This window comes from Paenibacillus sp. J22R67, from assembly GCF_059692175.1.
In genome coordinates this window covers 359673-385313 of the sequence record NZ_JCAUAX010000005.1, presented here as the reverse complement: position 1 = coordinate 385313, position 25641 = coordinate 359673, and the positions used below count along the sequence as shown (strand labels likewise).

The following is a 25641-nucleotide window of genomic DNA, read 5'->3' as shown; positions in this document are numbered from 1 at the left end:
GTGCTGACTGTCATGTGGAGTCCTGATCAGTATTTAAAACAATTGTACGATCGTGTAACGCCATCCGAAAAATTTCAAGCTCGCTCACAAGAGGAATGTGTTAACTGGAATGAGCGATTACGTACGCGTTTCGTTGAGTTGCTTGGTGGTTATCCAGCGAAGATTCCTGATCTTGATCCCGTGCTTCTTGAATCTGTGGATTGCGGCACTTATACGCGAGAGAGAATACAAATTCAGACCTATCCCGACCTCTACATGCCCGTCTACCTACTTATTCCGAAGGAACGCGATGAGCGAGCAGGAGCTATTATTGCCTGTCATGGTCACGGATATGGAAGTAAGGATATTGTTGGTTTAACGATAGATGGTGAGGCAAAAACGGGTGACAAGGGCTACCAGAAAGATTTTGCTGTTGAGCTTGTGAATAGAGGTTATATCGTTGCTGCGCCAGAACTATTAGGATTTGGTGATCGTAAATTGAGCGAGGAAAATCAGGAGGCGAACTCTTGTCAACGTCTCTCTACGTTTCTATTGGCAATGGGTCAAACCATGGCTGGATATCGTGTATTCGAAACGCTGCGATGCGTAGATTATCTACTCACACGTGATGATATAGATGCCGCGAGAATCGGCTGTATGGGGATATCGGGCGGTGGACTCGTTTGCTCGTTCGCAGCAGCGATTGATAATCGTATATCGGCTGCTGTTGTTAGCGGTTATACCAATACTTTTCAAGCTAGTATTTTATCCATTCATCACTGTATAGACAATTATATACCAGGTCTGTCATTAGTAGCTGAGATGCCAGATCTGATTGGTTTGATCGCCCCTAGACCTCTTCTCATCGAAGCTGGCAAAAGCGATCCTATTTTTCCTGTACACGCAACACTAGAAGCATATGAGCAGATTCGGAGTATTTATCAAAACTTAGCATCAGAAGAAAAGTTGGAATTAGATCTTTTTGAAGGCACTCATGAGATATCAGGCAATGTGGCATACGATTGGTTCCGTCGGGTCTGGGCGTGAGTTTCACACAAATGGAATAGGCTAGAAACTTTTTTCACTTCAAAGCGTCTTAATTAGCATGTGTTTGTATGCGCTATCATCAGTTCTATTTAATAAAAATTGAACGCGAGAGGGATGGATGACGATGTATACCTTTGGTTGGTGCAGTGAGATTCAGCAGGCAGAGAGATTGAAGGGTTTGGGTTTTGACTACATAGAATGTGCGCTAGTTTCTTTGAATCTAGAAAATGAAGAGGAATATGCGGCAAGATTACCTTTATTTATGAATAGCCCGCTTCCTGCCAGTGCATTTAATATCTTTTTCCCTGGTGATTTAAAAGTTGTGGGACCAGAGGTTGATCTGGAGCGCCTTCAACGCTACATACACAAAGCTGCAAGTGCGTTAAATCAGATAGGGGCCAAAACCGTCGTCCTCGGGAGCGGGAGATCGCGAAATATTCCCGACGGCTGGGATCGAAGCCGCTCAGAGGAACAGTTTGTTCAACTGCTGTCCCATATTGGAGAAGAATTTGCCGGTACTGGCGTGACGTTGGTCATTGAACCGTTAAATAAAAAGGAGTCAAACTTAATTAATAGTGTCTCAGAAGCTGTTCATTTTGCGAAACAAGTGAATCACCCGTCTGTTCGTGTTTTAGCTGATTTCTATCATATGGATGAGGAGAAAGAACCGCTTCAAACGCTAATCGATAATAAAACTTGGCTGCATCACATACACTTAGCTGATACAGGGCGATTCTCGCCGGGGACAGGTCAATATCCCTATGATCAATTCGTTGCTGCTCTGAAAGCATCAGGTTATGAAGGGATGATATCCGCAGAATGCACAGTCAGAGATCCGGAGATAGAACAGCGTGAAAGCTTGGCTTTTATGAAGCGAGTATTTGCTTAGTTAGAAGCCGGAGTGGTTCATTGTTGTGGGAAACTAGGAGGAAATACGGTGGAGGATTTCAAGCAATCTGCAAATCGTTTTGTGAAAGCTCGATTCGGTGAGCGTGCTCAAAACCTTCAGCCGCTTGATGCAGGTGACTGGTCAAGGGCTTATTCACTCTTGCTCGACGGGAATGAAACGGTTATCCGCTTTGGGGATTATGTAGCTGATTTTGAAAAAGATCGAGTGATGAGTAATTATCATTCAGAGATTCTTCCGATTCCTACGGTAATCGAGGTTGGACAGACCGAAAATGGATTCTATGCCATATCTGAGCGTGTAACGGGAAAGCATCTCGATGAGCTTGATGGGAATGAGATTCAGTTCGTGCTGCCACAATTACTGGACGCACTTTATGAACTTCAGAAGCTTGATCATACGAGTACGCAAGGGATCGGGCTCTGGCGACCAGATGGGGTTGGTCCTTGTTGGGGGACTGAACTCCTCTCTGTGGCTGAGCCAAGAGATCGCCTTGCGGGCTGGCGCGAGCGGCTGGACGCCTCACCTGGGGAAGCACGAGTGTTCGATGCAGGTGTTGAGAAACTGCGTCAACTGGTACCCCAATTACCGGAGTGCCGTGGCATTGTGCACAACGATTTGCTGAACCGGAATGTGCTGGTGGACAGTGGAAGGCTTACGGGGGTAATCGACTGGGGAAATGCTTTCTATGGTGATCCTCTCTACGACCATGCTTGGTTCCTATACTGGTGGTCTTGGTATCCGCAGTGGCAGATGGTTGACCTGAGGCACATACTGGAGCGTCATTGGGACAAGAACGGAGGCCAACCCCTCCAATTGGAGCTGCGCCTTCTGTGTTGTCTCATACATATAGGCCTTGACCATATCGCTTATTGTGCTTTCAGACAGCGAACGGCGGATATGAAGCGCAACGCGGAGCAATTATTGACTTATATCTAGAAAACGATAGCGTTCACTTTATGTAGAGGTGGACGCTATTGCTTTATGTTGATTAGCGAGTATTCATCCATCTTTTTCCTATAAGCCATACCTTTACTCCAGTAGCCCACAGGATCAATGCGGAGCCAAAACCAACAACGAGCCACCACGCGATAACTGAATGCCCGCCAAGCGTTGCATTTTCAGGTACAAATAGAAGGGTAACAATTGCAAGCAAGGCAAGAAGCGTTCCGGTCACATAGTGAGTCTTGGTCCGAAAAAGCGGTGCCAACGGAATGAAATGAACACCAACGATGATAGCCATTATGGGAAAAAGTAGATTAAAATGGTTTGTAGCGGTACATATGGCGCTTGCGACTCCAATTGCAACACCTTCAATGGTGAAGATAATGCCGAACCAAATCCAAACGCGTTTCCAGCGGTGTGTATCGGACTTGGCAGCTTGAGATAAATGCTTGGAGGCGGCAAAAAGCGAAATGCCACCAGATAGCAACAGAATACCAATTAGAACAGCCGCGATGATCAGCCCAGTTGAACCCCAGCCTTGCAGTCCGCCAATTCCGATGCCAGCCCAGAGTGTACCGAATAAAGCCATGAAGATAACACCCAGCGATGTCCCCCGAACAGCAGCTCTCGGGATTGTTGAAGTCGTGTGTCTCATACGTGCAAACTTCCTTTCCGCATCATTTTTAGATGATTCAACTTAAGGAGGAGAGAGATATGAATTTATATTTTCGTGATAATTTTTTTAATGCAGGCTTTACGGAGATTTTGGATAGTCAGGAAAAGAACATAGGACATTTAGATTTGAAGAGTTCATTTGGTTCGGCCATTGATGTGTTTGGCGTAAATGACCAGTTGCTGTACAAAGGAGGTTTTCCGTTTTTTTCAGGCAAATGGGAGATTTCGAATCCAGACGGAAGTCTGGTTGGTGTGCTGCGAAGCAGATTTACGATGTTCTCCAAGAAATTCACCTATGAAACGGAAGGGAGAGGCAGCTATGACATCACCTCCCCGGCATTTTCAAAGGAATATGAGGTATCGGATTCATCAGGCTCGCTTGTCGCTAATTTCGAAAAAGTAAACGGATGGTTATCTTCAGGAGCTTTCACACTTAGTAACCAAAGTGCTGATTTGGATAGTTACGAACTTGTGGCTGTCATTATGGGCATGCACGCGATTCAAAAAAGGCAGGACGCCAGCCATGCGTCTCATTAAATGATAACCAAACAATGACCATGCTAGCAAGCATAAAAAGACTGTTATCACCTGTGTAAGCAGGAGTGATCGCAGTCTTTTGTCATTTTGCTTCGCTTATAAAGGCGCGGCCAATCTTTCTATTTTAATAAAATGTATCTGTAAGGAGCCGAAAAATACTCTTCCTTGATTGTATTGAAGTTCACAAATGTACCCATAAGTTCGTGAAATCGATTGTAGCTCTTTGAAACCTGGTAGCCTTTTAACTAAAGAAGTAATTTGTAGAATGACATGATTTGGCAGGTGTGTGAACATTCTTGTATGAATGCCGTCGACGACGGATATGAAGCTGGGAAATGCGGACTTGTTGAAGTGTGAGAGTTTAGCACGATCCTGAGCAATTTCTAAAATTTCTTTGTTCAAGCGATTTAGGTTAATTGTGATGTTCTTGTAAAAGTAAATGCCAAATCCGATTCTGTTCGTTATGGGGCTGATGCGTTTTTTCCATCTTAATAAGGTTGCCTCAAGATAAGTCTCCAGCTGATCAGCAAATGACCGCTTATGAAATAGGGATTTGAAAAATTTCTTCATGATTATTCTCCTTCGTATAGCAAGTTGCCTTGGATTTGACGTAAGCAGGGTGTGTATTGTTCATTTTACAATGTTCTCATATTTCTTCTTGTAGTTACTCAGCGTGATTAAGGGCCAAATATACCGGTAACTGTGATAATGAGAATAAAAGCTGCCGGGCAGCCCTGCTCCAGTCGGATACTGCGTCGTCCAGTCATCCTTGTGCATCAGCTGTATCAGTTGTCGCATGCCTTTGTTAATGGCAGGCAGAGGTTCTTCACATACCGCGATAAGTGCATCGAGCGCCCAGGCGGTTTGGGAAGGTGTGCTGGCGCCGAGTGGTACATAGTGTTTGACACTATCGCTGTAGCAGGATTCGCCCCAGCCGCCGTCCTCGTTTTGGATGCTTAGCAGCCAATCGACGGCTTTTGCAACAGCAGGGTGATCGGGTTTCGTTCGAACAGCCATTAGTCCCGTTAAAGCAGCCCATGTGCCATAAATGTAGCAAACTCCCCAACGGCCGTACCACGAGCCATCCGCTTCTTGATTCGTGAATAACCAATCTGCACCTCTGCGTACGATGGTTTGATGGACGTCTAGTCCTGCAGTTGCACCTAGGAATTCCAATGTCCTTCCGGTGAGATCCGCGGTGGACGGGTCAATGGCAGCTGCGGAGGCACCGTCAACAGGGACCAGTGTCAGCAGCTTGTTAGTAACCCCTCTCTCGAAAGCGGGCCAGCCGCCATCTTTATTCTGCATGGACAATACCCAGTTCAACCCGCGGTTCCATGTGTCTTGGTACTCAGCATTACGCTGAGTTGTTGCGTGTATGGCCCGCAAAGCTGCCGTGGTATCGTCCACGTCGGGGTTTATCGTATTAGATTCGGAGAAGCCCCAGCCACCGGGTACCGGACGCGCGACATGGACGCTCCAATCTCCTAATTTGGACTGCTGCATACCGCGCAAATAGTGGACTGCTTTTGCAATAGAAGGATGCTCAGGTGAAGTTCCAGCTTGCTGAAGAGCCGCGGCAAGCAGCGCGGTATCCCAAACAGTGGAAGGCGAGTTCTGGAGATGAATCTTTCCATTCATGTTCCACAGCATGGAGTAGAGACCGCTCAGAGCGGCATTAATTGTAGGGTGATTCTTGTCATAACCTAGTGCTAACAAGGACAAGATCATTAGTAGTGTACACGTCGAGTAGCTGTACAACGTTTCATCAGCTTCAATACGTTCAAGCATATAAGTTTCCGCATATCGTACAGCTCTCTTATGCAGCTGCTGGGGAAGACTTGTTAGCTGCTTAATACCGCTATGGACTTCATTCAACAGATCCTGAAAACCACGGGGGGATTCAGGATTCTTGCGAACGGGGAGAGTCAGCTCCGATAAGTCCGGTGTGGCCGTATTTGTCCTTACAAATTTGAGGTCAGCCATAATCAGAATTGGTGCAAAGTGGACACGGGCAAAGCCGGAAAAGTCAAAAAAGTTAATCGGTGAAGTCGTCGGTAACAAAAGAAATTCAAGTGGAATCATCATCGAGGATGGCCAAGGATATTGTCCTGCGGCTGCCAGAAATACCTTCGTAAGTAAGGTTTTTACTTGCTTGACTCCGCCTTTGGAAGAGATGAAGCCTGCAGCTTTCATCATCGATTCGTCCGTTTTTTTGCTGTATCCCGCATATAAAAGCGCAAAGTAGGCATTCACTGTAGCATCCAAATTGCCATCTTCTTCATCGTGATAGACTTTCCATGCGCCATTTGATTCCTGTTCAGCAGCAATGCGATCATGCAGTTGTTTGATTAGCGCCTCATGAGGGACTTCCAATGTTCGAAGGACGATAATCATGTAGGCGTCGGTTAATAAACTATTTTCAAAGCAAAATCGCCAAGAGCCGTCTTGTTGCTGCCATTGTTCGAGTCTAACGCGCATGCGGCGAATTTCCTCATTCACTTCGCTCCATACAGGCATATGCCGTCCTCCTGCCGCTTCAAATCTAGATTAGATGGATCTTTACATGATATGAACACTGCAACATTTTAAGATATGCTTAAACAGTTAAACAAGAAAAAAACGCCAGTTTTCACTGACGTTTTACTGTCTTGCACATTATTGGTGATATGGAGGTGTAAAATCGTAATGGCTTTGCGGCGCTTTAGGGACAAGCAGGCAACCGATCATATAGATCAGAACGACGGTTCCGAAGCTGCACAAAGCCGCGATGATGACCAACAAGCGAATCAGAGTTGCATTCAAACCGAGCCATTCTGCGAGTCCCCCGCAAAGTCCTGTTAACTTGCTGTCTGTTCTAGAACGGAATAATTTGTTCATAATGTGTATGGCTCCTCTCAAATTTGCAATATGTTAAATGTTATTGTTTCGTTTTCATGTCTTTATTGTAGCTCTTGCAAGGTTCTGCGAAAACGGACCTATGACGGTTTTTGGAACCGGACTTAAGGCGGGGGAGAAGCACTACAAAAGCCAAGAAACCCCGCAATTAAGTTCATAATTGCGGGGTTCTTTTTCATTTTTGGGATGAGCCGTGCCAGTTAGGATAGTAGATAGTTAAGCTGACGAAGATGGGGCCTTAGCTCAGGAATGACATCGAGATAGGAGATGAACACTTTGATGAGAGTTGGATTGGAGGCTTGGCGAGTGCAGGCTTCCTTTAACATTGCTGTGACTTTTTTAAGCTCCTCGCGCACTTCGTCAGGCTTTGACAGCTCGTCGATTTTGGCGGTCATTAGCGCCATCAATTGCTCAATCGTCGCTTGACGGGCAGGAGAATCGCTCGGATTCAAATAGTTGAAATGCGTATTGCTTTCAGCGATTACGGGTTTCGGTGCTGTCCGGATGAAATCATCGATTAAGGCATCCAAGCGGTCTACGATGAACGAAGCTAACTCGGACATGGGTAAGGCAATCACCTTCTGCTGGACATAAGTTAAGTATTCGACATGAATTCCCCGGAAAATGGCAACAATATCCCAAATGTAGGGCTCTATCTGCTTCCCATAGGTTTCGATTAGAAGTTCGCGGCGCCAAGTGTGCAGCGCGTTTTTCTTCCGTTTCCATGCAGCGATGAATTGTTCGTTAGTTGTAATTGGCAATTCTCTAAAGTCGATCATGAACAGATGATTCTCGACGGTATACTGCAACTGGAATTCGATCTTCCGCCGCAGCTTCTCTTTCGGAGTCAGGTTCAGCCTAGTTCCACCACGATCCAGCGCTGCTGCTTGATCTAACAATATCTGATGGCACGCGACGAAAGCGGCAGTAAATAATTCTTCTTTGGTCGCAAAAAATTTATAGATGCTGGCTTTGGCCATACCGCAAGCCTCAGCGATATCCTGCATGGATGCGGCGCTGTAGCCTTTGGATCGGAACAGCTCGATGGCTGTATTTAGGATTTTATCTTTTTTTGAGTCTACCATCGCGATCCCTCCCCCCCCTATCTTGACATGAGTCAAGGGGAACGTCAATGTTTCTCATTGACGCTAAAACTATCGAGTTCTATAATGAACTCATTGGTTTTTAATCTTGAACAAAAGGAGGTGGCCGAGACCTTGCCTTGTAGAATGATATAAGGTTTGGCATCGGCAATCACATGAGAATAGCTGAAGGCATTGACATGTTATCACTAAATTTGGGACCTATGACCATTCATCCGACTATCCTATTTGACAAGGAATCCTGGGTGTTAATCGACACAGGCATGCCGGGTTCCGCTCCGGCGATTCGGGAGTTAGCGAAACAAGCTGGGACCCTTAACGTGCCGCTGCGTGCCATTATTTTGACTCATCAGGATATCGATCATGTTGGTGGACTGCCTGAGTTTCTGGCAGCTGAAGACGAATCTCCAATCGTCTACGCCCATGAAGACGACAAAGACGTGATTAACGGAGCGAAGCCGATGATCAAGGTGAGCCCGGAAAGGTTGGCTTTACTCTTAGGGCAGCTCCCGGAAGTGACCCGTAACCAATTCGAGCAGACTTTTCTATATCCATCGCATCCCAACGTGGAGTCCACGATAGCAGACGGGGAGAAGCTGCCAATCGCAGGCGGATTAACCGTCATTCATACTCCGGGACATACGCCAGGGCATGTCTGTTTGTACCATCACGCGAGTAAAACGCTGATTGCCGGTGATGCCATGGTCGTCGAAGATGGCGAATTAAAGGGACCAAGGGCAGCCGTTACACCCGATATGGAGCAGGCACTGAGATCTCTGAAGAAGCTATTAGCTTTCGACATCGAGAGCGTTATCTGTTATCACGGTGGACACATTCAAGGAGATGTGAACAAACGAATTGCCGAATTGACTGAGCAGTCGTGATTCGTTTTATCATCACACTCGCATTGTCGCTTATTGGGGGGACGTTATTCACGTTCATTCATTCTCCCTTACCCTGGTTGTTAGGACCGATGATGTTTGCTTTCTTGGGAGCTCGGTTTTTGAAAAAGGTAAAGCCCCTTTGGCCTAGTTATTTACGTGATACAGCACTAATTATTATTGGTTATTCCATAGGTTTAACATTCACGATGACCACACTGCAAGAGATGGGGCAGCAATTACCTAGCATGATTCTTATGACCGTTCTGCTGTTGGTTTTCAGCGCACTGATCGCCTATTGCATTTCTAAGGTGTCTGGCTTGCCGCTGCCGACGGTGTTGATGGGGAGTATTCCTGGCGGATTATCGCAGATGATCATCCTCGCGGAGGATACGGAAGGCATCGATCTCACCGTGATGACGTTCCTCCAAGTATCACGGCTGATGATCATTATTTTCTGTGTTCCGCTGCTTATATTTAGTCCGTTGTTTGGCGGTGACCGATCGGCAATTGAGGATATAGTAGGTGTGAGTGCACATTGGAGTGATCTTTTCCCTAATATTTTCTTGTTCGCTATTGTCTGTGTGTTGTGCGCTGTGCTGGCTAAAAAGATCCGTTTTCCATCAGCCTTCTTGCTAGGGCCAATGATTGCCACAGCCGTTCTTCATCTTTCCGGGGTGTCAGGTCCAGCACTGCCATCTGGTCTTCTAGATGTTTCGCAACTATTAATTGGCACGTACGTTGGTTTACTTCTTCGTCCGGAGAGTCTAACACACAAAGTTCGCATCATTGGCCTTGCGATCATTAGCGGCTTCGTGCTAATCTTGGGCTCGCTTGGTTTAAGTTTGATGCTTTCTAACATGCATGGCGTTTCTGCGGCGACCGCCTTCTTAGCTATGGCGCCTGGAGGTATGGATCAGATGGGGATCATGGCCAAAGAGGTTCATGCGGACATTGCGATCGTCACCTGTTATCAAATATTTCGAACCTGGTTCATCTTTTTCGCGGTTCCGCCGCTTCTGAGGCTGGCTTTTAAATACTTGATTCCAAGTGGAAAAGTAGGGAATGAACCAGTCCCCAGAAGCTAAAAAGTAGAAAATACAGGTTTCATATAGGATTGAAGCCAACTTATTCTGTCAAGACTAGTTAGCATAACTTTTTTTGCAGATGAGTGGTGAACATGAAAGATATTACTTTCAGAGCTTTGGCCGTCACGAATGAAATTGATTTAAATAAAATCGCGATTCATTGTGACATTCCGAAGAAATACACGTGGGAACAACCGTTAATCCTGCGTGGCGATATTTTATCTTCGATCCTTCAAAAAGAAACGGATTCCTTACAACAAGTGCTGGTGTTTTCATTCGGCAGTGTTGTTTTTGTTAATCACAAAAACAAGGATGAGATCACTACCTTCTTGAAATTTATCCAAACCTTCGAGCCTCTTATGGATCTCCAGCATGTGGATAAATATATGGACGATTACAGTCTGCATATCGAGGAAATCGAGAGCATGGAGTTAACTGACAAGTATGTGATTGTAACCGAGTATGAATTCTTCTACCCTGAACTCATCTCCACAGTACTTGCCAAATCAGTAGCTCTAGAGAAGATTGAGGAACAACTTGGCGATATTCATGATGGCCTCGAAGGGATGATTGATCGCTTAGAGAAAGGGAAGCTTCGCGTGGGCAATAAAGAGTTGGCGAGAACCACAGCCAAAATCGTGCGCCACGAGTATAATACCCTTGCCTACATCATGATTTTGGATAAACCTGATTTAACCTGGACGAATAGCACGGCTAGTCAATTTTATGACGGCATGATGGATTTCTTTGAATTGAATGATCGGTATAAAATTTTGAAAAGTAAAACGGATATTTTGTATCACATCCTTGAAGGTTTTTCGAATATCAGTCATTCCATCCGGGGGTTGTTCGTTGAGTGGATTGTAGTGATTTTAATTGTCATTGAAGTGGTATTAACGGTATTACAAATTGTAGGCTGGATTCCTTCCCATTAGGTAGGGATGAGCGAGCCTGGAGAAATATAGATGCCTGAGGGAAATTTCCTTCAGGCTTTTTTAATTTTATATATAATGACATAAATCTAGCCGCAAAATGATAATATCAAGCATTATAGGGTTCTCGTTGGAGGTAGGATAATGAAGGCAATGGTCTACACGAAATACGGAAGCAAGGAAGTTCTTAACCTCGTCGAGGTAGCAAAACCTGCACCCAAAGATAAGGAAGTCTTGATTCGCATACATGCCGCATCCGTCAATTCATGGGACTGGGATCTCTTGCGAGGAGTGCCCTATATAGTCCGCCTTGGCGGGATTCTAAAACCAAAATATAGCATCCTCGGAGCTGACATTGCGGGAATCGTAGAAGCAGTGGGAAGTAAGGTCAATCATCTTCGTCCAGGCGATGAGGTGTTCGGGGACATATCTGGCTCTGGTTGGGGCGGGTTTGCGGAGTTTGTTGCTGTTCATGAAGACGCATTATCGCTCAAACCAGCACATATGACATTCGATGAAGCCGCTGCTCTGCCACAAGCGGGAGTCCTTGCTTTACAAGGCCTCCGCGATAAAGGAAAGATTCGGAAAGGTCAGAAAGTTCTTGTCAATGGAGCAGGTGGGGGAGTAGGTACGTTCGCCGTACAGTTTGCCAAAGCAATCGGAGCGGTAGTGGTTGCTGTTGATAGTTCGGTAAAATTGGATATGCTTACTTCGCTTGGTGCAGATGAGGTTATTGATTACACCCAAAATGATTTTACTCAAAACGGACAGCAATATGATTTGATTCTTGATGTAGTCGGGAATCGATCGATTTTCGATTACAAAAGATCCCTAAATCCATCAGGTACCTATGTCATGGTTGGAGGCCCTATGGCTCGAATTTTCCAAGTTATGTGCCTGGGACCATGGATTTCAATGACTGAGAATAAGAACATGGGCATCTTAATCCACAAGCCAAACCAACATGATCAGAAGGATTTGGAGAGACTTGTTGAGGTCGGTCAAATTACGCCAATTATTGATAAATGCTATCCGTTATCTGAGCTCGCTGATGCCCTTCAGTATTTAGGAGAAGGTCATGCTAAAGGAAAAGTGGTTATCCGTGTGGCGGACTAAATGACTCTTCGCTGCCTGAAAAAGTGCAGGATCAGATAGGCGGATTGGGGGAAATTCAAGCCAAGCTGCCATGCACCAATTCCAAGAAGCCGATAGTCGATAACAAGCTGACACTTCGCTGCCCGCGCCCGCGCATCCTCGAACCAGACGATATGTCTGCGTCCTTGCTCATCCCAATAACCAAAATACGGCTGCTCATGCTGCTCAGAATATTGAATATTTGCTTCATACCTAATTGCAGTATCTGTCGCTGACTTTACGGAGACTGCTTTGGCTGAAATGGGGACATTTCCCTCCATTGTCCAGTCGAAACCATACCGCGGGACACCAAGAATAATTTTATTACGAGGAATGTGTTGAATGGCATAATCAACTGTTTTTCTAATTTCATCGATCGGGCCAACAGGGCCTGGTCCTGAGTGTGCTTCATGAAAATCGTAGGCCATAATAAATACAAAGTTGACAGCGCTGCCAATACCCCCATAATCATAGCCGGGATGGTCACGTTCCGACCTTTTTACCGGTACCGCTACGGAAGTATAATAACCATCCGGTTTTAACTTCTCATTCAAAGCCCTTAAAAATCCGGAATACAAGTCGCGTTCATCTACTCTAACTCGCTCGAAGTCGACATTGACACCTGCGTAATTTTTCGTTTGAAGTAATGTATATATGTTGTTAATCAAACGGTTTCGCAGCTCTGGAGAGTGCAGCAATCGTTTCGTTATTTCGGAGCTGAACCCACCTGGCGTTAAATTGGTTATCGTAGCAAGAGGCGCTACAAGGTGATCACGGGAGACTTTAACTACGACATCATCATAAGCTAGCTCGCTCAGACTACCATCAGGAGTAATATGATATTCGAAAACACCAAAGTATGTATTCAGATTTGCGAAGTTTTGAACTGTTCTCTGAATCTGTTCTGGCGTACTTGGCAAAATATAGCTGAGACCTTCCTCCAAGTATTTGGGCCGAGACGGCAAGGTTAGTCGCATACCGACTGTCAGCGCATCACTTTGCAAACCATTAGCGGTTTTCAGCAGTTGCAGAGGAATATAGCTAATGCTGGCGATATAGGAAAGAGTGTCACCTGGTTGAACGATATAGGTTGTCGTCGACATGATAAGCGCTTGACCTGGCACCAGATCAGCTTCAATTAATCCGTTCACTGAGCGAATGGTATCAAGCGGCACTTGATATTTTCTGGAAATTGCATACAGTGAGTCCCCTGATTTGACCGTATAAATAAACAAAGGGATCAGCCCCCTGACCGAATATCGGCAATTTTGTTATAGTTATTCAGTTGCTAGCATGTTTAAGAACAATGTAGGAGCTTTGGATTGGTCATATCGTTATTTTGATGATCTTTTCAAAACTGGGAATGATACTAAGTAATATGGAATCCAGAGGTGTGTGAGTTGAATCAAATCCGATGTGATGAATCCCCAATGAAAGAGCAGCTCAAACTACATATACAAGAAATTTCTGATGCGCTTCACCATAGTTTGCAAGTTATAGATAATGAGAATCACTGTATGTTAAGTGATTTAGAGGCGATTCAAGAAAGGTTTAGGAGAGTTGAGTCGATCGCTGCTTCCTTTTATATGCAGTGTTATTTGTCAGCCTTCTCCATTCAATATTCGGACCTTACGATTGCCGTTGATCATTTGTCGAAACGCCGCCACGGTGCGTTGATTGTGATTCAGCGCAACGATTCTATCGTTGAACACCTCCATAATGGCATTCCCGTAGGGGCCAAAGTATCGTATTCCTTACTCGAATCCATCTTTTACCCAGGGAACCCCTTGCACGATGGTGCCGTATACATTAGTTATGATCAAATCATTTCTGCAGCGAATGTGCTGCCTTTGTCGGCAATGATTGTAGAAAATAAAAAGTTGGGTACGCGGCACCGGGCAGCCATTGGCATAACGGAACGAACAGATGCTTTGGCTTTGGTCGTATCCGAAGAGACCGGTCAAACTTCATTTGCCTATAAGGGGCAACTGCATCCGATCATCATGTCGGATATAATTGTATAGAATTACGCTATGTAATTGATGTACGAATAAAGGCTTTCCTTCATGGAGTACGAGACCATGGCGGATGGTCTTTTTTTTTGTAAATGTGCGAAATTCTGCCCATGATCTCGAATTAACCGCATTATGGAGATAAGTTTGTTCTGATATACTGACGGTGCATGTTAATGAAAGGGGTTTCAAAATAGCTGCAATCGAGTAATTTAACAAAGAAGGAGGCAATTTGCAAATGTCCAAGGGTAAAAAGTGGCTTCAAGCAGTTGTAGCGTTTTTCATGCTTACAGGGGTTTGTCTTTCAGGTCTTTCACCGAACTCATTCGTAAAAACTGCATCAGCAGAACCCGTTCAAGCTACGGCAGTTCCCGCATCGGTTTTTCCTTATCAACAGCCTACGAAGTATGCGGCTTCAGTTAACTATAAGCTCAAGGCGAATGGAGTCGAAGTCCCTGTTGTTAAAGCGTATAACGATTATGATTATGCGAATTTTTCAGTGTCGGAGGGACCGATTACGTATGAGCTTACGATCTTGAATACGGCCAAAGTAACGGAATATGCCATCAGTCCTAAGAAGCTAGGGATCAAGGCCGATAAGGTCGAAGGAACAACATTAACCTTTACGTCCCACAAAGATGAATACTTAATTGTCATGATGAATGGAAGGACTACAAAAGTTGTCATTGCCGCAGATCCGTTAGAAACAGATGTTCCAGCCGCTTCAGGCGAAGGGATTTTTAATGTGAGCAAGGCTCCTTACCAGCTATCACCTACAGGAGATAAAACGGGAGTAGCTGAGCGAACAGCAACCATTCAAAGAGCAATCAATGACGCAAGCAGTTATGGAACAGCTCATGGGAATGGTGTTCAAGGTATTGTTTACATACCCGCAGGTGAGTACTATATCGGAAATTTGGTGCTTAAAAGCAATTCAGCGCTCTATATGCAGCCGGGAGCAGCTTTTATTGGAACAGGCAAGACAGCTGACTATACAGAGCATTGGTTCAAAGACTCCATGGGAAGACCGGCGACCTGGTGGATCTCAACAGCATTTGATTCCGATAATATTAAAATTTATGGCCGTGGAACGCTAGACGGTAATGGGGCTGCTTTATCAGCTGATAAGAGTACGAATAATAAAGGTATGATAAACAATCTGGTAGTGCCAATTGCAACTACTAATTTCAAGATGGATGGCGTTCTCGTCCGTGAATCTGCTGCATGGGCTGTTATGCCTGTACGTTCTAATGATTTGGAATTTACCAATTTGAAATTGTTTAACAGCCTTGGCATGGGCGAAAATGATGGGATCGATATCGTAGAATCGCAAAACGCAGTCGTCAGGAACGCCATTGGTATTTCGCTTGATGATCCGTTCTCGACTAAAACTTGGAAGGAAGATACCGATATTGCGTCAGGTAAAGTACCTTGGCCAGGCAATCCAGAACCTGTGAGTCATGTTTTGTTCGAAGACGCCATTGCGTGGACAGCGTGTTATGGGTTTAAAATAGGGCAAGGCGTTATGCAGGATCAAGAAAACATCACTTTTAGAAATGGCGTTGTCTATAAGGCTGCAGTTGGGTTCGCCATTCACCACAAATATGGGACAGGTGCCGTAAGAAATGTCACTTTTGAAGATATGGATGTCGAGGATATTAGCGGTAAGAATGAGGATAACAGCGCTTGGATGACTTTATTTACTGTGAACAGTGGAGATATTGGTGTTGGGCCTGTTGCTGGGGTTACGGTGAAAAACATAACCGTTCGTGATGCAGGGGAAAGTTTCGCCAAAATCAAAGGACAAGAAGGAGCATTAATAACCGGGCTTACATTTGAGAATGTGTACATGCCTGGGAGTACAAGTCCAGCTAAAACGTTACACGAAATGAATTTCCTGGATAGAGAATATCAAAGTAGCGTTATCATTAAACCAGTGCAAGAAACCGAGCCTAGACCACGAACTAACTTGGCCCTAAATCAACCAGCTGTCGCATCATCTAATGATAGTTCGGTGGATACTGCACCTTGGGCTTTTGATGGGAATTTAACGACTCGTTTCGGCTCTAAGCGTGGAGTTGATCCTGGTTGGGTATATGCTGATTTAGGTGAAAGTAAACCGATTAATGAAGTCCAGCTCTATTGGGAGGCAGCCTACGGAATAAACTATCAGATTCAAGTATCTAATGATGCTCAACATTGGACAGATGTCTACAGCACAACAAGCGGCAAAGGGGCTTTAGAGAAAATAACCTTTAACGAAGCCACTGCTCGATATGTTCGCATGTATGGCACAAAAAGAGCGACACAATATGGATACTCTCTCTGGGAATTTCAGGTTTATGGTCCCGAGGTTCTAGTAGATAGCATTACGATTAATAAGACAGCGCTTCCAATGTTCGTAGGTGAGTCTGAGCAACTGACAACTACGATGCTTCCTGCAAATGCCACTAACCAAAAGGCTGTCTGGAGCACTAGCAATTCCAATGTTGCAACTGTGAATAGTGATGGACTTGTCACCGCTATGGGAGAGGGGACAGCTAAGATTTCAGCTGTAACATCGAATGGTGAGCTAAAGGCGATAACTACAGTTACAGTGAAAAAAATAGGTACTCCGCAATTGCAATCTGTCGTTGCTGGAGATGGACACGTCATTATGTCTTGGAACACGGTAGAAGGAGCGACGGGTTATAACATATATGCCAGTACCGCCACTGGATCCTATGGTTCGGCAATCGTTACTGTCAGCGGTGCTGTCTACAAATATAAGGTTGAAGAATTGACCAATGGAGTAACGTACTATTTTGTGGTCAAAGCCGTCTACCCTGCAGGAAATAGCGATGCTTCCAATGAAATTAGCGCAACTCCGCAAATTCCATTACCTGGAGTGCCGATGCTTACATCCATAGTTGCAGGTGACGGGCAAGCGCAGCTGAACTGGCTGCCTATTGATGGCTCATCAGGGTACGCCATTTTCAAAAGCACGGAATCCGGTACGTACGATACTAGGATAGCAACCGTTAGCAGCTCAGTCTATCAATACGATGCCATGGAGTTGTCGAATGGAACGACTTACTATTTTGTCGTCAAAGCCATCAACATAAGGGGTGAGAGTCCCGCCTCTAATGAAATCGCTGTCACGCCAGTCGCTCCGATGAAGGCTCCGAGTGCGCCGACATCCGTTAGAGCGGAGGCTCAGAATGGTCGAGCCATCATCACCTTTAATGCACCACTGGATAATGGAGGCAGTCCAATTACCCGGTATGAAGTCACATCCTTACCTGGAGGAATTACCGGAGTTGGAGAGGCGAGTCCTATTACCATAACTGGACTGACCAATGGTACATCCTATACGTTTACTGTAAAAGCTTATAATGGAGTGGGTACTAGCTCAGAAAGCCCTGCATCAAATGCCGTAATCCCTTTCTCTCAAGCTCAAGAGGATTATGAGGATAACTCGCCACCAGCTGCTCCCGTAATTCCATATAATCCAACATCTCAGAGAGATACGGATCTTGGAATAGAAACCGTATCCACCCGGAATGGTCAATCAGTTACCACTTTTGTCGTTGATTCTAAGCAGTTGGAAGAAAAACTAGCTTCTGCGGGTGAGCGGGCACTTATTACGATTCCAGTGAAAACGAAATCTGATGTGATTGTCGGCGAGTTGGATGGTCAAATGGTCAAAAACATGGAGAATAAGCAAGCGGTTATTGAACTCAAAACCGAAGCAGCCACCTATTCCTTACCTGCACTTCAGATTCATATCGATTCCTTATCGAAAGAGCTAGGTGAGAGCGTATCACTAAAAGATATCAACGTACAAATCCAAATTGCCAAAGCGACAGAGGACACTATGAATTTTGTGGAAGATATTGCTTCTAAAGTTAATTTTACCCTTGTAGCACCGCCTCTTCATTTTAGCGTGAATGGCGCTTATAAGGATAGAACAATAGATTTATCTACATTTAATCGTTATGTGGAAAGAATGATCGCAATCCCAGATGGCATAGATCCAGATCGTGTGATGACTGGAGTTGTTATTGATCTAGATGGGAGCGTTCGGCATGTGCCAACGAAAATTATTGTGTTGGATGGCAAATATTTTGCTAAAATTAGCAGCTTGACGAATAGTATCTATGCGATTATCTGGCGTCCTGTACATTTCACAGATATAGAAGGGCATTGGGCAAAGGATGCTATAAGCAATATGGGGTTGCGAATGATCGTGAACGGTTTCGAAAATGAACACTTTTATCCGGATCAAGTTATGACACGTGGCGAGTTTGCAGTCCTATTAGTTCGAGCTTTAGGCTTAAAATTGCAAAACTACACAGCATCGTTCTCAGATGTAGCGGCTTCAGACTGGTACAGCCGTTATGTTCAAGCGGCTTATGATTATGATCTTATCGAGGGTTATGAAGATCGTGCTTTCCATCCGATGGATAAAATCACCCGAGAGCAGGCGATGGTCATCCTTGCCAAAGCTTTGAAGATTACGGGGATCGCAGTAGCGTCGATGGAAGCTGATCAGGGTGCTGCTCGATTCAAACAATTTGAGGATGCAGATAAAGCTTCAGAGTGGGCAATAAACGGAATAATTGATTGTTTACACGGAGGTATTGTATCTGGTAGGAGTGCTAATTCACTAGATCCAAAGGCATATATATCAAGAGCAGAAGTAGCTGTTAGTACCCGGAAGCTCTTACAGAAGTCTGGATTGATAGAGTAGTAGGCATCGGAATATATACCTAATAGGCTGCCGAGAATTGAGTCCCGGTGGCCATTTTCGTTGCCTGAATAGGCAATAAATCAACGAAATTTGTGTTTATTTCATTTAGGTATAAAAAATTCGACGTATTCCGCCGAAATTAAACATAGGACAATTTATCCTGCAAAGAGGGAAAACATGACCCCTTACAACAAAAAGAGAAACTTCGGAGGCTGTCAGAATGAAACTCACGCTGTACAAGAAACTGCTTTGTAGCTTTGTCATCGTTTTAGTGCTTCTTACGACAATTAGTATTACGTCTCAAGTGCGAATGAAATCGATGGGTGATACCGCCAAACAAACGACGGATAAAGGACTTCCTTCCGTCATCTTATTGGGCAATTTGAACTATGATTTGAAAAGTCTCGACGATCAAATCCTACGTATTCAATTCAATATGGAGGATAAGACGAAGCAAAACTTAAGCGGAACCGGCATGTTAGAGGAAGAGGCTGCGACGACTCCCGCAGAGAGAGCTCAAACATTATTTAATGATATTGAAAAGAAAGTCAGTCTTCTGGATGGGGCTTTCCAGGATGAGAAAGATCTCCAGATGCTCAAAGTATTCAAAGAGCAATGGGCGCAATACGCGAATGTTTTTCCTTCTACGCTAGAAGCTGCTCAGAAACATGGGGCAGAAGGTTTGGCGCTAATACAGGTAGCGGATAGCAATTTGGGAAGCTGCTCTTTGCTAATTGAAATGTTCACCAAACGAATTCAAGAAAATGCAGAAGGATGGGCAACAGAGGTAGAGCATTCTTATCAGGCTGGGATTAAGTGGAATACGACTCTCAGTATCTTTGCTATCATTCTAGGCTTAGTCATCTCGTTCTTGATCGCTCGTCACGTCTCCAAGCCAATCACTACCATGAGTGCAGCTGCAAGACGCATCTCAGAAGGAGATCTTTCCGTAAGCTATATCGCATTGAAACAAAAGGATGAAATCGGGGATCTTAGTGCTTCTTTTGCACAAATGACGGAGCATATGAGAAGTATGATCGAAGCTGTGAATGGACATGCCCAAAACGTTGCCTCCTCTGCGGAGCAACTGCGCATTAGCTCCATTGATATGCAGGAAGTGTCCAATCATATCACTCAGACGGTGAAAGAAGTGGCTACAGGAGCGGATCAACAAACGCTCACGATGGAAGAAACCTCGCGTTCCATGGAAGAAGTGGGCAGCGGCATCTATCGGATGGCTGAAAGTGCTTCGTCGATCGCTGAGTCGATCGAATGGACCAAACAGCAGGCAGAAGCGGGTGGTACGTACGTGCAGAACACCGTGCAGCAGATGGAATCCATTCATGAATCTGTCCATCAAACAGATCAAGTAATGTCTTTGCTGGAGAGAAAATCGCAAGAGATCGGACATATTTTGCAAGCTATTCAGGATATTTCGCAGCAAACGAATCTTCTGGCACTTAATGCAGCGATTGAAGCAGCAAGAGCTGGAGAGCAGGGGCGCGGTTTTGCAGTCGTAGCTTCTGAAGTTCGCAAGTTGGCAGAGCAATCCGGACAATTTTCTGGTGAAATCTCCACTTTGCTCAGTGAGATTCAATCGACTGTACATGACTCGGGCGATGCACTGAGTCAAGTCAAAAGTGAAGTTCAAACAGGTATTGAGCTTGTTCAGAAAACCGAGCAAAATTTCGGTGAAATTTTGCAGTCCACTACGCTAGTGGCTTCGCAAATCCAAGAGATGGCTGCAACCTCCGAACAAATGTCGGCTGGTGCGCAAGAGATTACGGCATCTGTTCAGCAGGTTGCTTCCATCGCCAAGAAAACCGCTGACTCTTCCCAGGATGTATCAACCTCATCTGTTAATCAGCTTGAGACTACGGGTGAAGTAAGAGTCGCAGCACAATCCTTATCGGAAATGGCTGAAGAATTGCAGCAGATCCTGGCTCGATTCCGTATTGCTTAGCTCTATGAACTTGTAAGACCGGAAACCCTAGAATAGCTATAAGAGGCTGTTCCTAAAAGGTTCAAAAAAGAGGCACTCCTTCGGTCATTGGATGACTTGGGAGAGCCTCTTTTTTATGGATCTAAATCGAATAGCGGGAAAAACTCCCTATATTTCAAGTGATTTCTGCTAGATAAACCTAATAACTTGAAAAAGTCCTGTTAATTCACTCCTTTATCTTTGTTTCCTAACTCAATCGTCCGTATTAACAGGAGAAATTCCATGTATTTGTTTCTGTAGAGTGTTATCCTACGATTTAGCGGTAGTATTTCCTGTTTATCCAAAGAGACGCTCCCAAAAGTTTAAAAGAAGCTGCCCCTCGGTCATTTAATGGCATTTGGGACAGCCTCTTAATTTGGAAATACGCTTAGTGCTATTCTCCATAACTCGTTCAAGATTTTATTCAACCTTCGGTAAATATGACGTACTATTGTCAGCTTTACTATGCTATGCTGAATAAGTTCAATTGATAAGGATACGGAGGCATAACAAAGATGGCAGATGCATTAAAAGACATGTATAATCAAGCATTCCTGCAGGGATTTGCGAAGAAAGTTCATAGCGCCTATAAACCATTCGACGAGCAATCGTTCGTGGAGAAGGTCATGCAAGGTAACTGGGTAGATCTAGCTTTAAAACAAAGGATGAGGCGAATTACCCTGACGCTCGGCGAGCATCTACCGCCTTCTTTTAGCGAGGCGTTGGCCATTTTATATGCAATAGATGACACATGTAACGGCTTCCCTTATTTGTTTTTTCCTGATTTTGTGGAAGTATACGGGGAAAGCAGTGAGCATTGGGAGTTAGCAATGGGAGCATTGGAAAGATTCACGGCAAGGTCTTCCGCTGAGTTTGCGGTTCGGCCGTTCATTCTTCGTGATCCCGAACGAATGATGCGCCAGATGTCCGCTTGGGCAGATCATCCGAATGAGCATGTACGCAGGCTTGCTAGCGAAGGATGCCGTCCGCGTCTTCCTTGGGGACAAGCGCTGGCTATTTTTAAGCAGGACCCTGCGCCGGTACTGGGCATACTGGAGAAGCTGAAGGCTGATCCGTCGCTATATGTCCGTAAGAGTGTCGCTAACAATCTGAACGATATTGCGAAGGATCATCCAGCTATCGTTCTGGAGACGGCTGCGCGTTGGAAGGGGGCCAATCCAGATACGGACTGGATCGTGAGGCACGGCTGCAGAACCTTGATTCGTCAAGCGACTCCGGAAGTGCTCGCCTTGTTCGGATATGCCGTAGCACGTGATGACGATCCGATCGCTGATTATGCGGTGATCCTAGCCGAGCCGACCGAACTAATGATAGGCGAGAACTGTGAACTTCGATATGAAGTACATGTGAGGCAGGGCGAACCCGTTCATCTGCGTATCGAATATGGGATTGATTTTGTCAAAGCAGGGGGAAAGCAATCCCGCAAGTTGTTTTTGTTGTCCGATAGAACCGTTCCAGGAGGCTCACGGCTATCCGCTACCAGAACGCATCGATGGGCGGACCTTACGACTCGCCGACATTACCCGGGTGAGCATCGAATTGTTTTAGTCGTGAATGGCAAGGAAGCGGCAGCAACCTCGATAAACCTTACGTTGGGGAATTTGGGGAGATGATGTGAGTGAGCAATATGCGTGTCCATAAAGTTGATGATCTAGATACGAATTTATTAGTGCCTTTGGCAGAAGAGAGTGCCCGTGAAGGCTTTCGTCATCTTGGCCGATTAATTAACGAGTATGATGCTGGGAGTAATCAGTTTGACCAAGATGGGGAAGCTCTTTTCATTGCTTATCTGGACCGTGATATTGTAGGGGTTTGCGGGCTGAACCGAGATCCCAACTCTAGTTGTGCGAGTACTGGTCGTGTTCGACGGCTTTATGTTTTGCCAAAAGTACGTAGATTTGGAATTGGGCGAATGTTGATGGATGCGTTAATTGCAGAAGCGAGAAAAAGCTATCACAAGCTTGTGCTAAAAACGGATAACCCTCAGGCAGACGGTTTTTATCGTTCTATCGGTTTTTCAATACATTCTGATTCGGATACTCATACCCATTTCCTTCAGTTAGAAAATAAAGAATGAATAAATAGTGGACTGGAGATTAGTAATGAATTCTTCTTTGCTTCGAAATCGTACGTTTATATTTTTGATGATTGGTGAAGCTATCCAAGGCGCGGGCATTTGGACTAGCATCATTGCCAATTTGCAATTCATGCAAAGCCACGTCCCTTCGGATTTAGGCAAAAGCTTGATCCTGATGTGCGGGTTATTTCTTGGCGTACTCATTTCTCCGCAGGCCGGCGTGTGGGCAGACCGTTTTGATAAGAAAAAAATCTTGTTGATCTCAGGGATCGTCCGTTGTCTCGCTCCGATTTGTATGTTTGCAGCTTTACATTACCAGTCTGTAGCGATCATGTTATTGTCTGTCGTCATTATGCAGTTAGCCGCGACGGTTTATATGCCTACCGTACAAGCGGCGCTACCTTCCGTCGTTCCAGCCTCAGATTTGCTTAAAGCAAATACTGTAAATTTCAACGTGATTACGATAGCCAGGATTGGCGGTACAGCAGCAGCGGGCATTTTGGTAGCGGTCATGAATTTATATACCGTGTATGCCTTGTCGCTTGTATTTTACGTGATCCTAGTCCTGTTAATTACGCAATTGAAGATCACAAATATCACAGATCCTACTGTTGTTAAAAAGAAGGAGAAAATCCGCTTCTCCGAGTTGTTTCCGCTCATTCGACAAGAGCCAGCTATCCTCATAGCACTTATCAATAGTGGTATTATCACTTTATTCTTGGGTGGCTTCAATTTGCTCGTGCTTAAATTTAGCCAAGTTCAACATAAACCTGAGTTGATGGGTTGGATCTATTCCATTGAAGGAACGAGCATATTAATCGTCGGTTTATTTGCAAAACGTGTGATTGGCAAGCGAAATCTGGTAACCAGCTCTACACTTTTTATGTTACTGTTTGCAATTTCATTTGCTGGAATGTCCTTTAGTGAGAACACGGCTGCTGTACTTGGCTCTTTTGTTTTATTCGGCTGTGCAGTCGCTTTCTTCTTTCCAATGGTATCAACACTCTTCCAAATCAAAGTGCCACAAGACGTGCAAGGCCGTTTTTTCTCGTTTCGAGGAATGGTAGATCGAATCATGTTTCAGGTTGCGTTGCTTGCAACAGGTGCATGTTTGGATTTGTTTGGGATCTCCACATTTTTAATAGTACTAGCCATCCTTACAATCATAAGCGGAATCCTGACCTTGTTCTTCGCCAAACAAAAGTCTGTGGACGTCAGGCAGCCAGTCATTCGTGAAACCGTTGAAGGATAAGGGGAATTGAAGTTCTACCCAATATTAGTGAGTTGAACGAATGGAAACAGTTATAGTATATTTTATTCATCATTCAAAAGGTCATTGTACCTTTCGGTGCTAGGAGGGTACATCATGAAGACAGAGACATTCATTAGCATACTTAGCAATGAACTTGTTGTGGCGCTTGGCTGTACGGAGCCAGTCGCAATTGCTTTAGCAGCGGCTAAGGCAAGGACTTATGTTGACGGTAAAATGGACAAAATTACGGTTCATGCAAGCGCAGGTATCATCAAAAATGCATTAGCAGTAGGCATACCCGGTACGGGTCAGACGGGGATTGATTTCGTAGCTGCATTGGGGGCAATTGCCGGTAATGCGGAGAAGCAGCTAGAAGTTCTCGCTGATATTAATCCAGCAGCCATTGCTGAGGCTCGGGCAATGGTCGAGCAGGGCATTTCCGTTGTCCATCTCGCTGATACACCAAGTAAATTGTATATTGAAGTCACCATTGAAGCCCAGCAAAGGTACGCGAAGGTTGTTATTACAGATAACCACACGAATATAACGTTGATAGAAGTCGATGGGAAAGTTGTGGATACCGGAGGCTGCGCCAATGCAAGCTTTAAGAGCTCTAAAGAGGAACGGAGCGCACTTACGATCGATTCGATTGTTGACTTCGTAAATACCGTTGACCTTGGAGAGCTTCATTTGGTCAGGCAAAGCATAGAATTGAATCGCAAGGCAGGGTTAGATGGCCTGACACATTCGTACGGTCTCGAAGTTGGGAAGACGATAAAAGAGAATGTGCAACTAGGTATTTTGTCCGATGATTTAAACTCCCATGCCATGGCACTTGCGGCAGCAGGATCGGATGCCCGCATGGCGGGCTCAATCCTGCCTGTTATGGCGAATTCAGGCAGCGGCAATCAAGGGATTGCCGCGACGAATCCTGTCGTAGCGGCTGCAGAAAGGCTTGGCGCGTCTGAGGAGCAACTCATTCGCGCAGTAGCTCTAAGCCATTTGGTTACAATTCATATTAAATCGAAATTTGGGCGATTATCCGCCTTATGTGGCGTAACCGTATCTGGTACAGGGGCAAGCTGCGGGATAACCTACCTGCTTGGCGGAGGGAAACCCGAGATCAGAGCTGCTATCCAGAACATGCTCGGCAATGTGACCGGTATGATGTGTGATGGGGCCAAAGGCGGATGTGCCATGAAAGTTGCGACTTGTACGAGCGCGGCGGTACAATCTGCACTTCTGGCGTCCAAAGGGAAATCCATCTCCTCAACCAATGGATTCATTGAAAATGACGTTGAGAATACGATCGATAACTTCTGTCGGATCGGGAATGAGGCAACGTCCGAAATGGATAAATTGGTACTCGAAATGATGTTAAATAAAGAGTTATAAGGAGTAGGGACCTGGGGATTAATCCTCAGGTTCTTTTTGTTTGCG

The 25641-nt window shown here is 45.1% G+C and carries 21 protein-coding genes; 15 read left to right on the top strand and 6 right to left on the bottom strand.

What is annotated here, in order from left to right; translation table 11 throughout:
* Positions 1-12: 12 nt before the first annotated feature.
* From AC58VC_RS21665 to AC58VC_RS21655, 3 genes are all read left to right on the top strand, one after another.
* Positions 13-1026, top strand: coding sequence for an alpha/beta hydrolase family protein (locus tag AC58VC_RS21665; protein WP_497371187.1), 1014 nt, complete (start codon positions 13-15; stop codon positions 1024-1026).
* A 118-nt stretch (positions 1027-1144) separates the two neighbouring features.
* Entirely contained in the window at positions 1145-1915 is a 771-nt protein-coding gene (locus AC58VC_RS21660; RefSeq protein ID WP_497371185.1) for a sugar phosphate isomerase/epimerase family protein, read from the top strand.
* Positions 1916-1963: 48 nt separating this feature from the next.
* Entirely contained in the window at positions 1964-2872 is a 909-nt protein-coding gene (locus tag AC58VC_RS21655; protein ID WP_497371183.1) for a phosphotransferase family protein, read from the top strand.
* A 52-nt stretch (positions 2873-2924) separates the two neighbouring features.
* On the opposite strand, the gene AC58VC_RS21650 is transcribed toward AC58VC_RS21655, so the two are convergent.
* Positions 2925-3533, bottom strand: coding sequence for a DUF7010 family protein (locus AC58VC_RS21650; protein ID WP_497371181.1), 609 nt, complete (start codon positions 3531-3533; stop codon positions 2925-2927).
* A gap of 59 nt (positions 3534-3592) precedes the next feature.
* On the opposite strand from AC58VC_RS21650, the gene AC58VC_RS21645 reads away from it, so the two are divergent.
* Positions 3593-4090 carry a hypothetical protein gene (locus tag AC58VC_RS21645; RefSeq protein ID WP_497371179.1) on the top strand — a complete coding sequence of 166 codons (498 nt, stop codon included), beginning with the start codon at positions 3593-3595 and terminating at the stop codon, positions 4088-4090.
* Between the two features lie 96 nt (positions 4091-4186).
* On the opposite strand, the gene AC58VC_RS21640 is transcribed toward AC58VC_RS21645, so the two are convergent.
* The 4 genes from AC58VC_RS21640 to AC58VC_RS21625 all read right to left on the bottom strand — a co-directional run bounded on the left by AC58VC_RS21640 (position 4187) and on the right by AC58VC_RS21625 (position 8073).
* Positions 4187-4660, bottom strand: a complete 474-nt coding sequence (locus tag AC58VC_RS21640; protein WP_497371177.1) for a hypothetical protein — start codon at positions 4658-4660, stop codon at positions 4187-4189.
* Positions 4661-4720: 60 nt separating this feature from the next.
* Positions 4721-6610, bottom strand: coding sequence for a squalene--hopene cyclase (shc, locus tag AC58VC_RS21635; protein ID WP_497371175.1), 1890 nt, complete (start codon positions 6608-6610; stop codon positions 4721-4723).
* A gap of 138 nt (positions 6611-6748) precedes the next feature.
* Positions 6749-6970: a PspC domain-containing protein gene (locus tag AC58VC_RS21630; protein WP_497371173.1), complete on the bottom strand. Its 222-nt coding sequence runs from the start codon at positions 6968-6970 to the stop codon at positions 6749-6751.
* A 218-nt stretch (positions 6971-7188) separates the two neighbouring features.
* Positions 7189-8073, bottom strand: coding sequence for a TetR/AcrR family transcriptional regulator (locus tag AC58VC_RS21625; protein WP_497371171.1), 885 nt, complete (start codon positions 8071-8073; stop codon positions 7189-7191).
* Between the two features lie 173 nt (positions 8074-8246).
* Here AC58VC_RS21625 and AC58VC_RS21620 point away from each other — a divergent pair, with 173 nt between their 5' ends.
* From AC58VC_RS21620 to AC58VC_RS21605, 4 genes are all read left to right on the top strand, one after another.
* Entirely contained in the window at positions 8247-8975 is a 729-nt protein-coding gene (locus AC58VC_RS21620) for an MBL fold metallo-hydrolase (protein ID WP_497371169.1), read from the top strand.
* Positions 8972-10060 (top strand): AbrB family transcriptional regulator, encoded by a 1089-nt coding sequence (locus AC58VC_RS21615; RefSeq protein ID WP_497371167.1) that lies wholly within the window; start codon positions 8972-8974, stop codon positions 10058-10060. The genes AC58VC_RS21620 and AC58VC_RS21615 overlap by 4 nt, the downstream gene beginning before the upstream one ends.
* A gap of 92 nt (positions 10061-10152) precedes the next feature.
* A complete protein-coding gene (locus AC58VC_RS21610) occupies positions 10153-10995 on the top strand; it encodes an RMD1 family protein (RefSeq protein ID WP_497371165.1) in 843 nt (280 codons plus the stop codon).
* 141 nt (positions 10996-11136) lie between these two features.
* Entirely contained in the window at positions 11137-12108 is a 972-nt protein-coding gene (locus tag AC58VC_RS21605) for an NAD(P)-dependent alcohol dehydrogenase (protein ID WP_497371163.1), read from the top strand.
* On the opposite strand, the gene AC58VC_RS21600 is transcribed toward AC58VC_RS21605, so the two are convergent.
* Entirely contained in the window at positions 12105-13361 is a 1257-nt protein-coding gene (locus AC58VC_RS21600; protein WP_497371161.1) for a glycoside hydrolase family 18 protein, read from the bottom strand. The genes AC58VC_RS21605 and AC58VC_RS21600 overlap by 4 nt on opposite strands.
* A gap of 165 nt (positions 13362-13526) precedes the next feature.
* On the opposite strand from AC58VC_RS21600, the gene cdaS reads away from it, so the two are divergent.
* The 7 genes from cdaS (at position 13527) to AC58VC_RS21565 (ending at position 25596) form a co-directional block, all read left to right on the top strand.
* Entirely contained in the window at positions 13527-14150 is a 624-nt protein-coding gene (gene cdaS / locus AC58VC_RS21595) for a sporulation-specific diadenylate cyclase CdaS (protein WP_497371159.1), read from the top strand.
* A gap of 226 nt (positions 14151-14376) precedes the next feature.
* Positions 14377-18870 carry an S-layer homology domain-containing protein gene (locus AC58VC_RS21590; RefSeq protein ID WP_497371157.1) on the top strand — a complete coding sequence of 1498 codons (4494 nt, stop codon included), beginning with the start codon at positions 14377-14379 and terminating at the stop codon, positions 18868-18870.
* Between the two features lie 220 nt (positions 18871-19090).
* The gene (locus tag AC58VC_RS21585) at positions 19091-20833 is read left to right on the top strand and encodes a methyl-accepting chemotaxis protein (RefSeq protein WP_497371155.1); all 1743 of its coding nucleotides are present in this window, start codon (positions 19091-19093) and stop codon (positions 20831-20833) included.
* A gap of 533 nt (positions 20834-21366) precedes the next feature.
* Positions 21367-22485 (top strand): DNA alkylation repair protein, encoded by a 1119-nt coding sequence (locus tag AC58VC_RS21580; protein ID WP_497371153.1) that lies wholly within the window; start codon positions 21367-21369, stop codon positions 22483-22485.
* Positions 22486-22499: 14 nt separating this feature from the next.
* Complete coding sequence (locus tag AC58VC_RS21575) at positions 22500-22949, top strand: GNAT family N-acetyltransferase (protein WP_497371374.1); 450 nt, start codon at positions 22500-22502, stop codon at positions 22947-22949.
* A 25-nt stretch (positions 22950-22974) separates the two neighbouring features.
* A complete protein-coding gene (locus AC58VC_RS21570; protein WP_497371151.1) occupies positions 22975-24201 on the top strand; it encodes an MFS transporter in 1227 nt (408 codons plus the stop codon).
* Positions 24202-24315: 114 nt separating this feature from the next.
* Positions 24316-25596, top strand: a complete 1281-nt coding sequence (locus AC58VC_RS21565) for an L-cysteine desulfidase family protein (RefSeq protein ID WP_497371150.1) — start codon at positions 24316-24318, stop codon at positions 25594-25596.
* The last annotated feature ends 45 nt before the right edge of the window (positions 25597-25641 follow it).

Coding starts and splice junctions, on each gene's coding strand:
- AC58VC_RS21665 (WP_497371187.1), top strand. CDS start 13: ATGTGGAGTCCTGATCAGTATTTAAAACAATTGTACGATCGTGTAACG.
- AC58VC_RS21660 (WP_497371185.1), top strand. CDS start 1,145: ATGACGATGTATACCTTTGGTTGGTGCAGTGAGATTCAGCAGGCAGAG.
- AC58VC_RS21650 (WP_497371181.1), bottom strand. CDS start 3,533: ATGAGACACACGACTTCAACAATCCCGAGAGCTGCTGTTCGGGGGACA.
- AC58VC_RS21645 (WP_497371179.1), top strand. CDS start 3,593: ATGAATTTATATTTTCGTGATAATTTTTTTAATGCAGGCTTTACGGAG.
- AC58VC_RS21640 (WP_497371177.1), bottom strand. CDS start 4,660: ATGAAGAAATTTTTCAAATCCCTATTTCATAAGCGGTCATTTGCTGAT.
- shc (WP_497371175.1), bottom strand. CDS start 6,610: ATGCCTGTATGGAGCGAAGTGAATGAGGAAATTCGCCGCATGCGCGTT.
- AC58VC_RS21630 (WP_497371173.1), bottom strand. CDS start 6,970: ATGAACAAATTATTCCGTTCTAGAACAGACAGCAAGTTAACAGGACTT.
- AC58VC_RS21625 (WP_497371171.1), bottom strand. CDS start 8,073: ATGGTAGACTCAAAAAAAGATAAAATCCTAAATACAGCCATCGAGCTG.
- AC58VC_RS21620 (WP_497371169.1), top strand. CDS start 8,247: ATGAGAATAGCTGAAGGCATTGACATGTTATCACTAAATTTGGGACCT.
- AC58VC_RS21610 (WP_497371165.1), top strand. CDS start 10,153: ATGAAAGATATTACTTTCAGAGCTTTGGCCGTCACGAATGAAATTGAT.
- AC58VC_RS21605 (WP_497371163.1), top strand. CDS start 11,137: ATGAAGGCAATGGTCTACACGAAATACGGAAGCAAGGAAGTTCTTAAC.
- AC58VC_RS21590 (WP_497371157.1), top strand. CDS start 14,377: ATGTCCAAGGGTAAAAAGTGGCTTCAAGCAGTTGTAGCGTTTTTCATG.
- AC58VC_RS21585 (WP_497371155.1), top strand. CDS start 19,091: ATGAAACTCACGCTGTACAAGAAACTGCTTTGTAGCTTTGTCATCGTT.
- AC58VC_RS21580 (WP_497371153.1), top strand. CDS start 21,367: ATGGCAGATGCATTAAAAGACATGTATAATCAAGCATTCCTGCAGGGA.
- AC58VC_RS21575 (WP_497371374.1), top strand. CDS start 22,500: ATGCGTGTCCATAAAGTTGATGATCTAGATACGAATTTATTAGTGCCT.
- AC58VC_RS21570 (WP_497371151.1), top strand. CDS start 22,975: ATGAATTCTTCTTTGCTTCGAAATCGTACGTTTATATTTTTGATGATT.
- AC58VC_RS21565 (WP_497371150.1), top strand. CDS start 24,316: ATGAAGACAGAGACATTCATTAGCATACTTAGCAATGAACTTGTTGTG.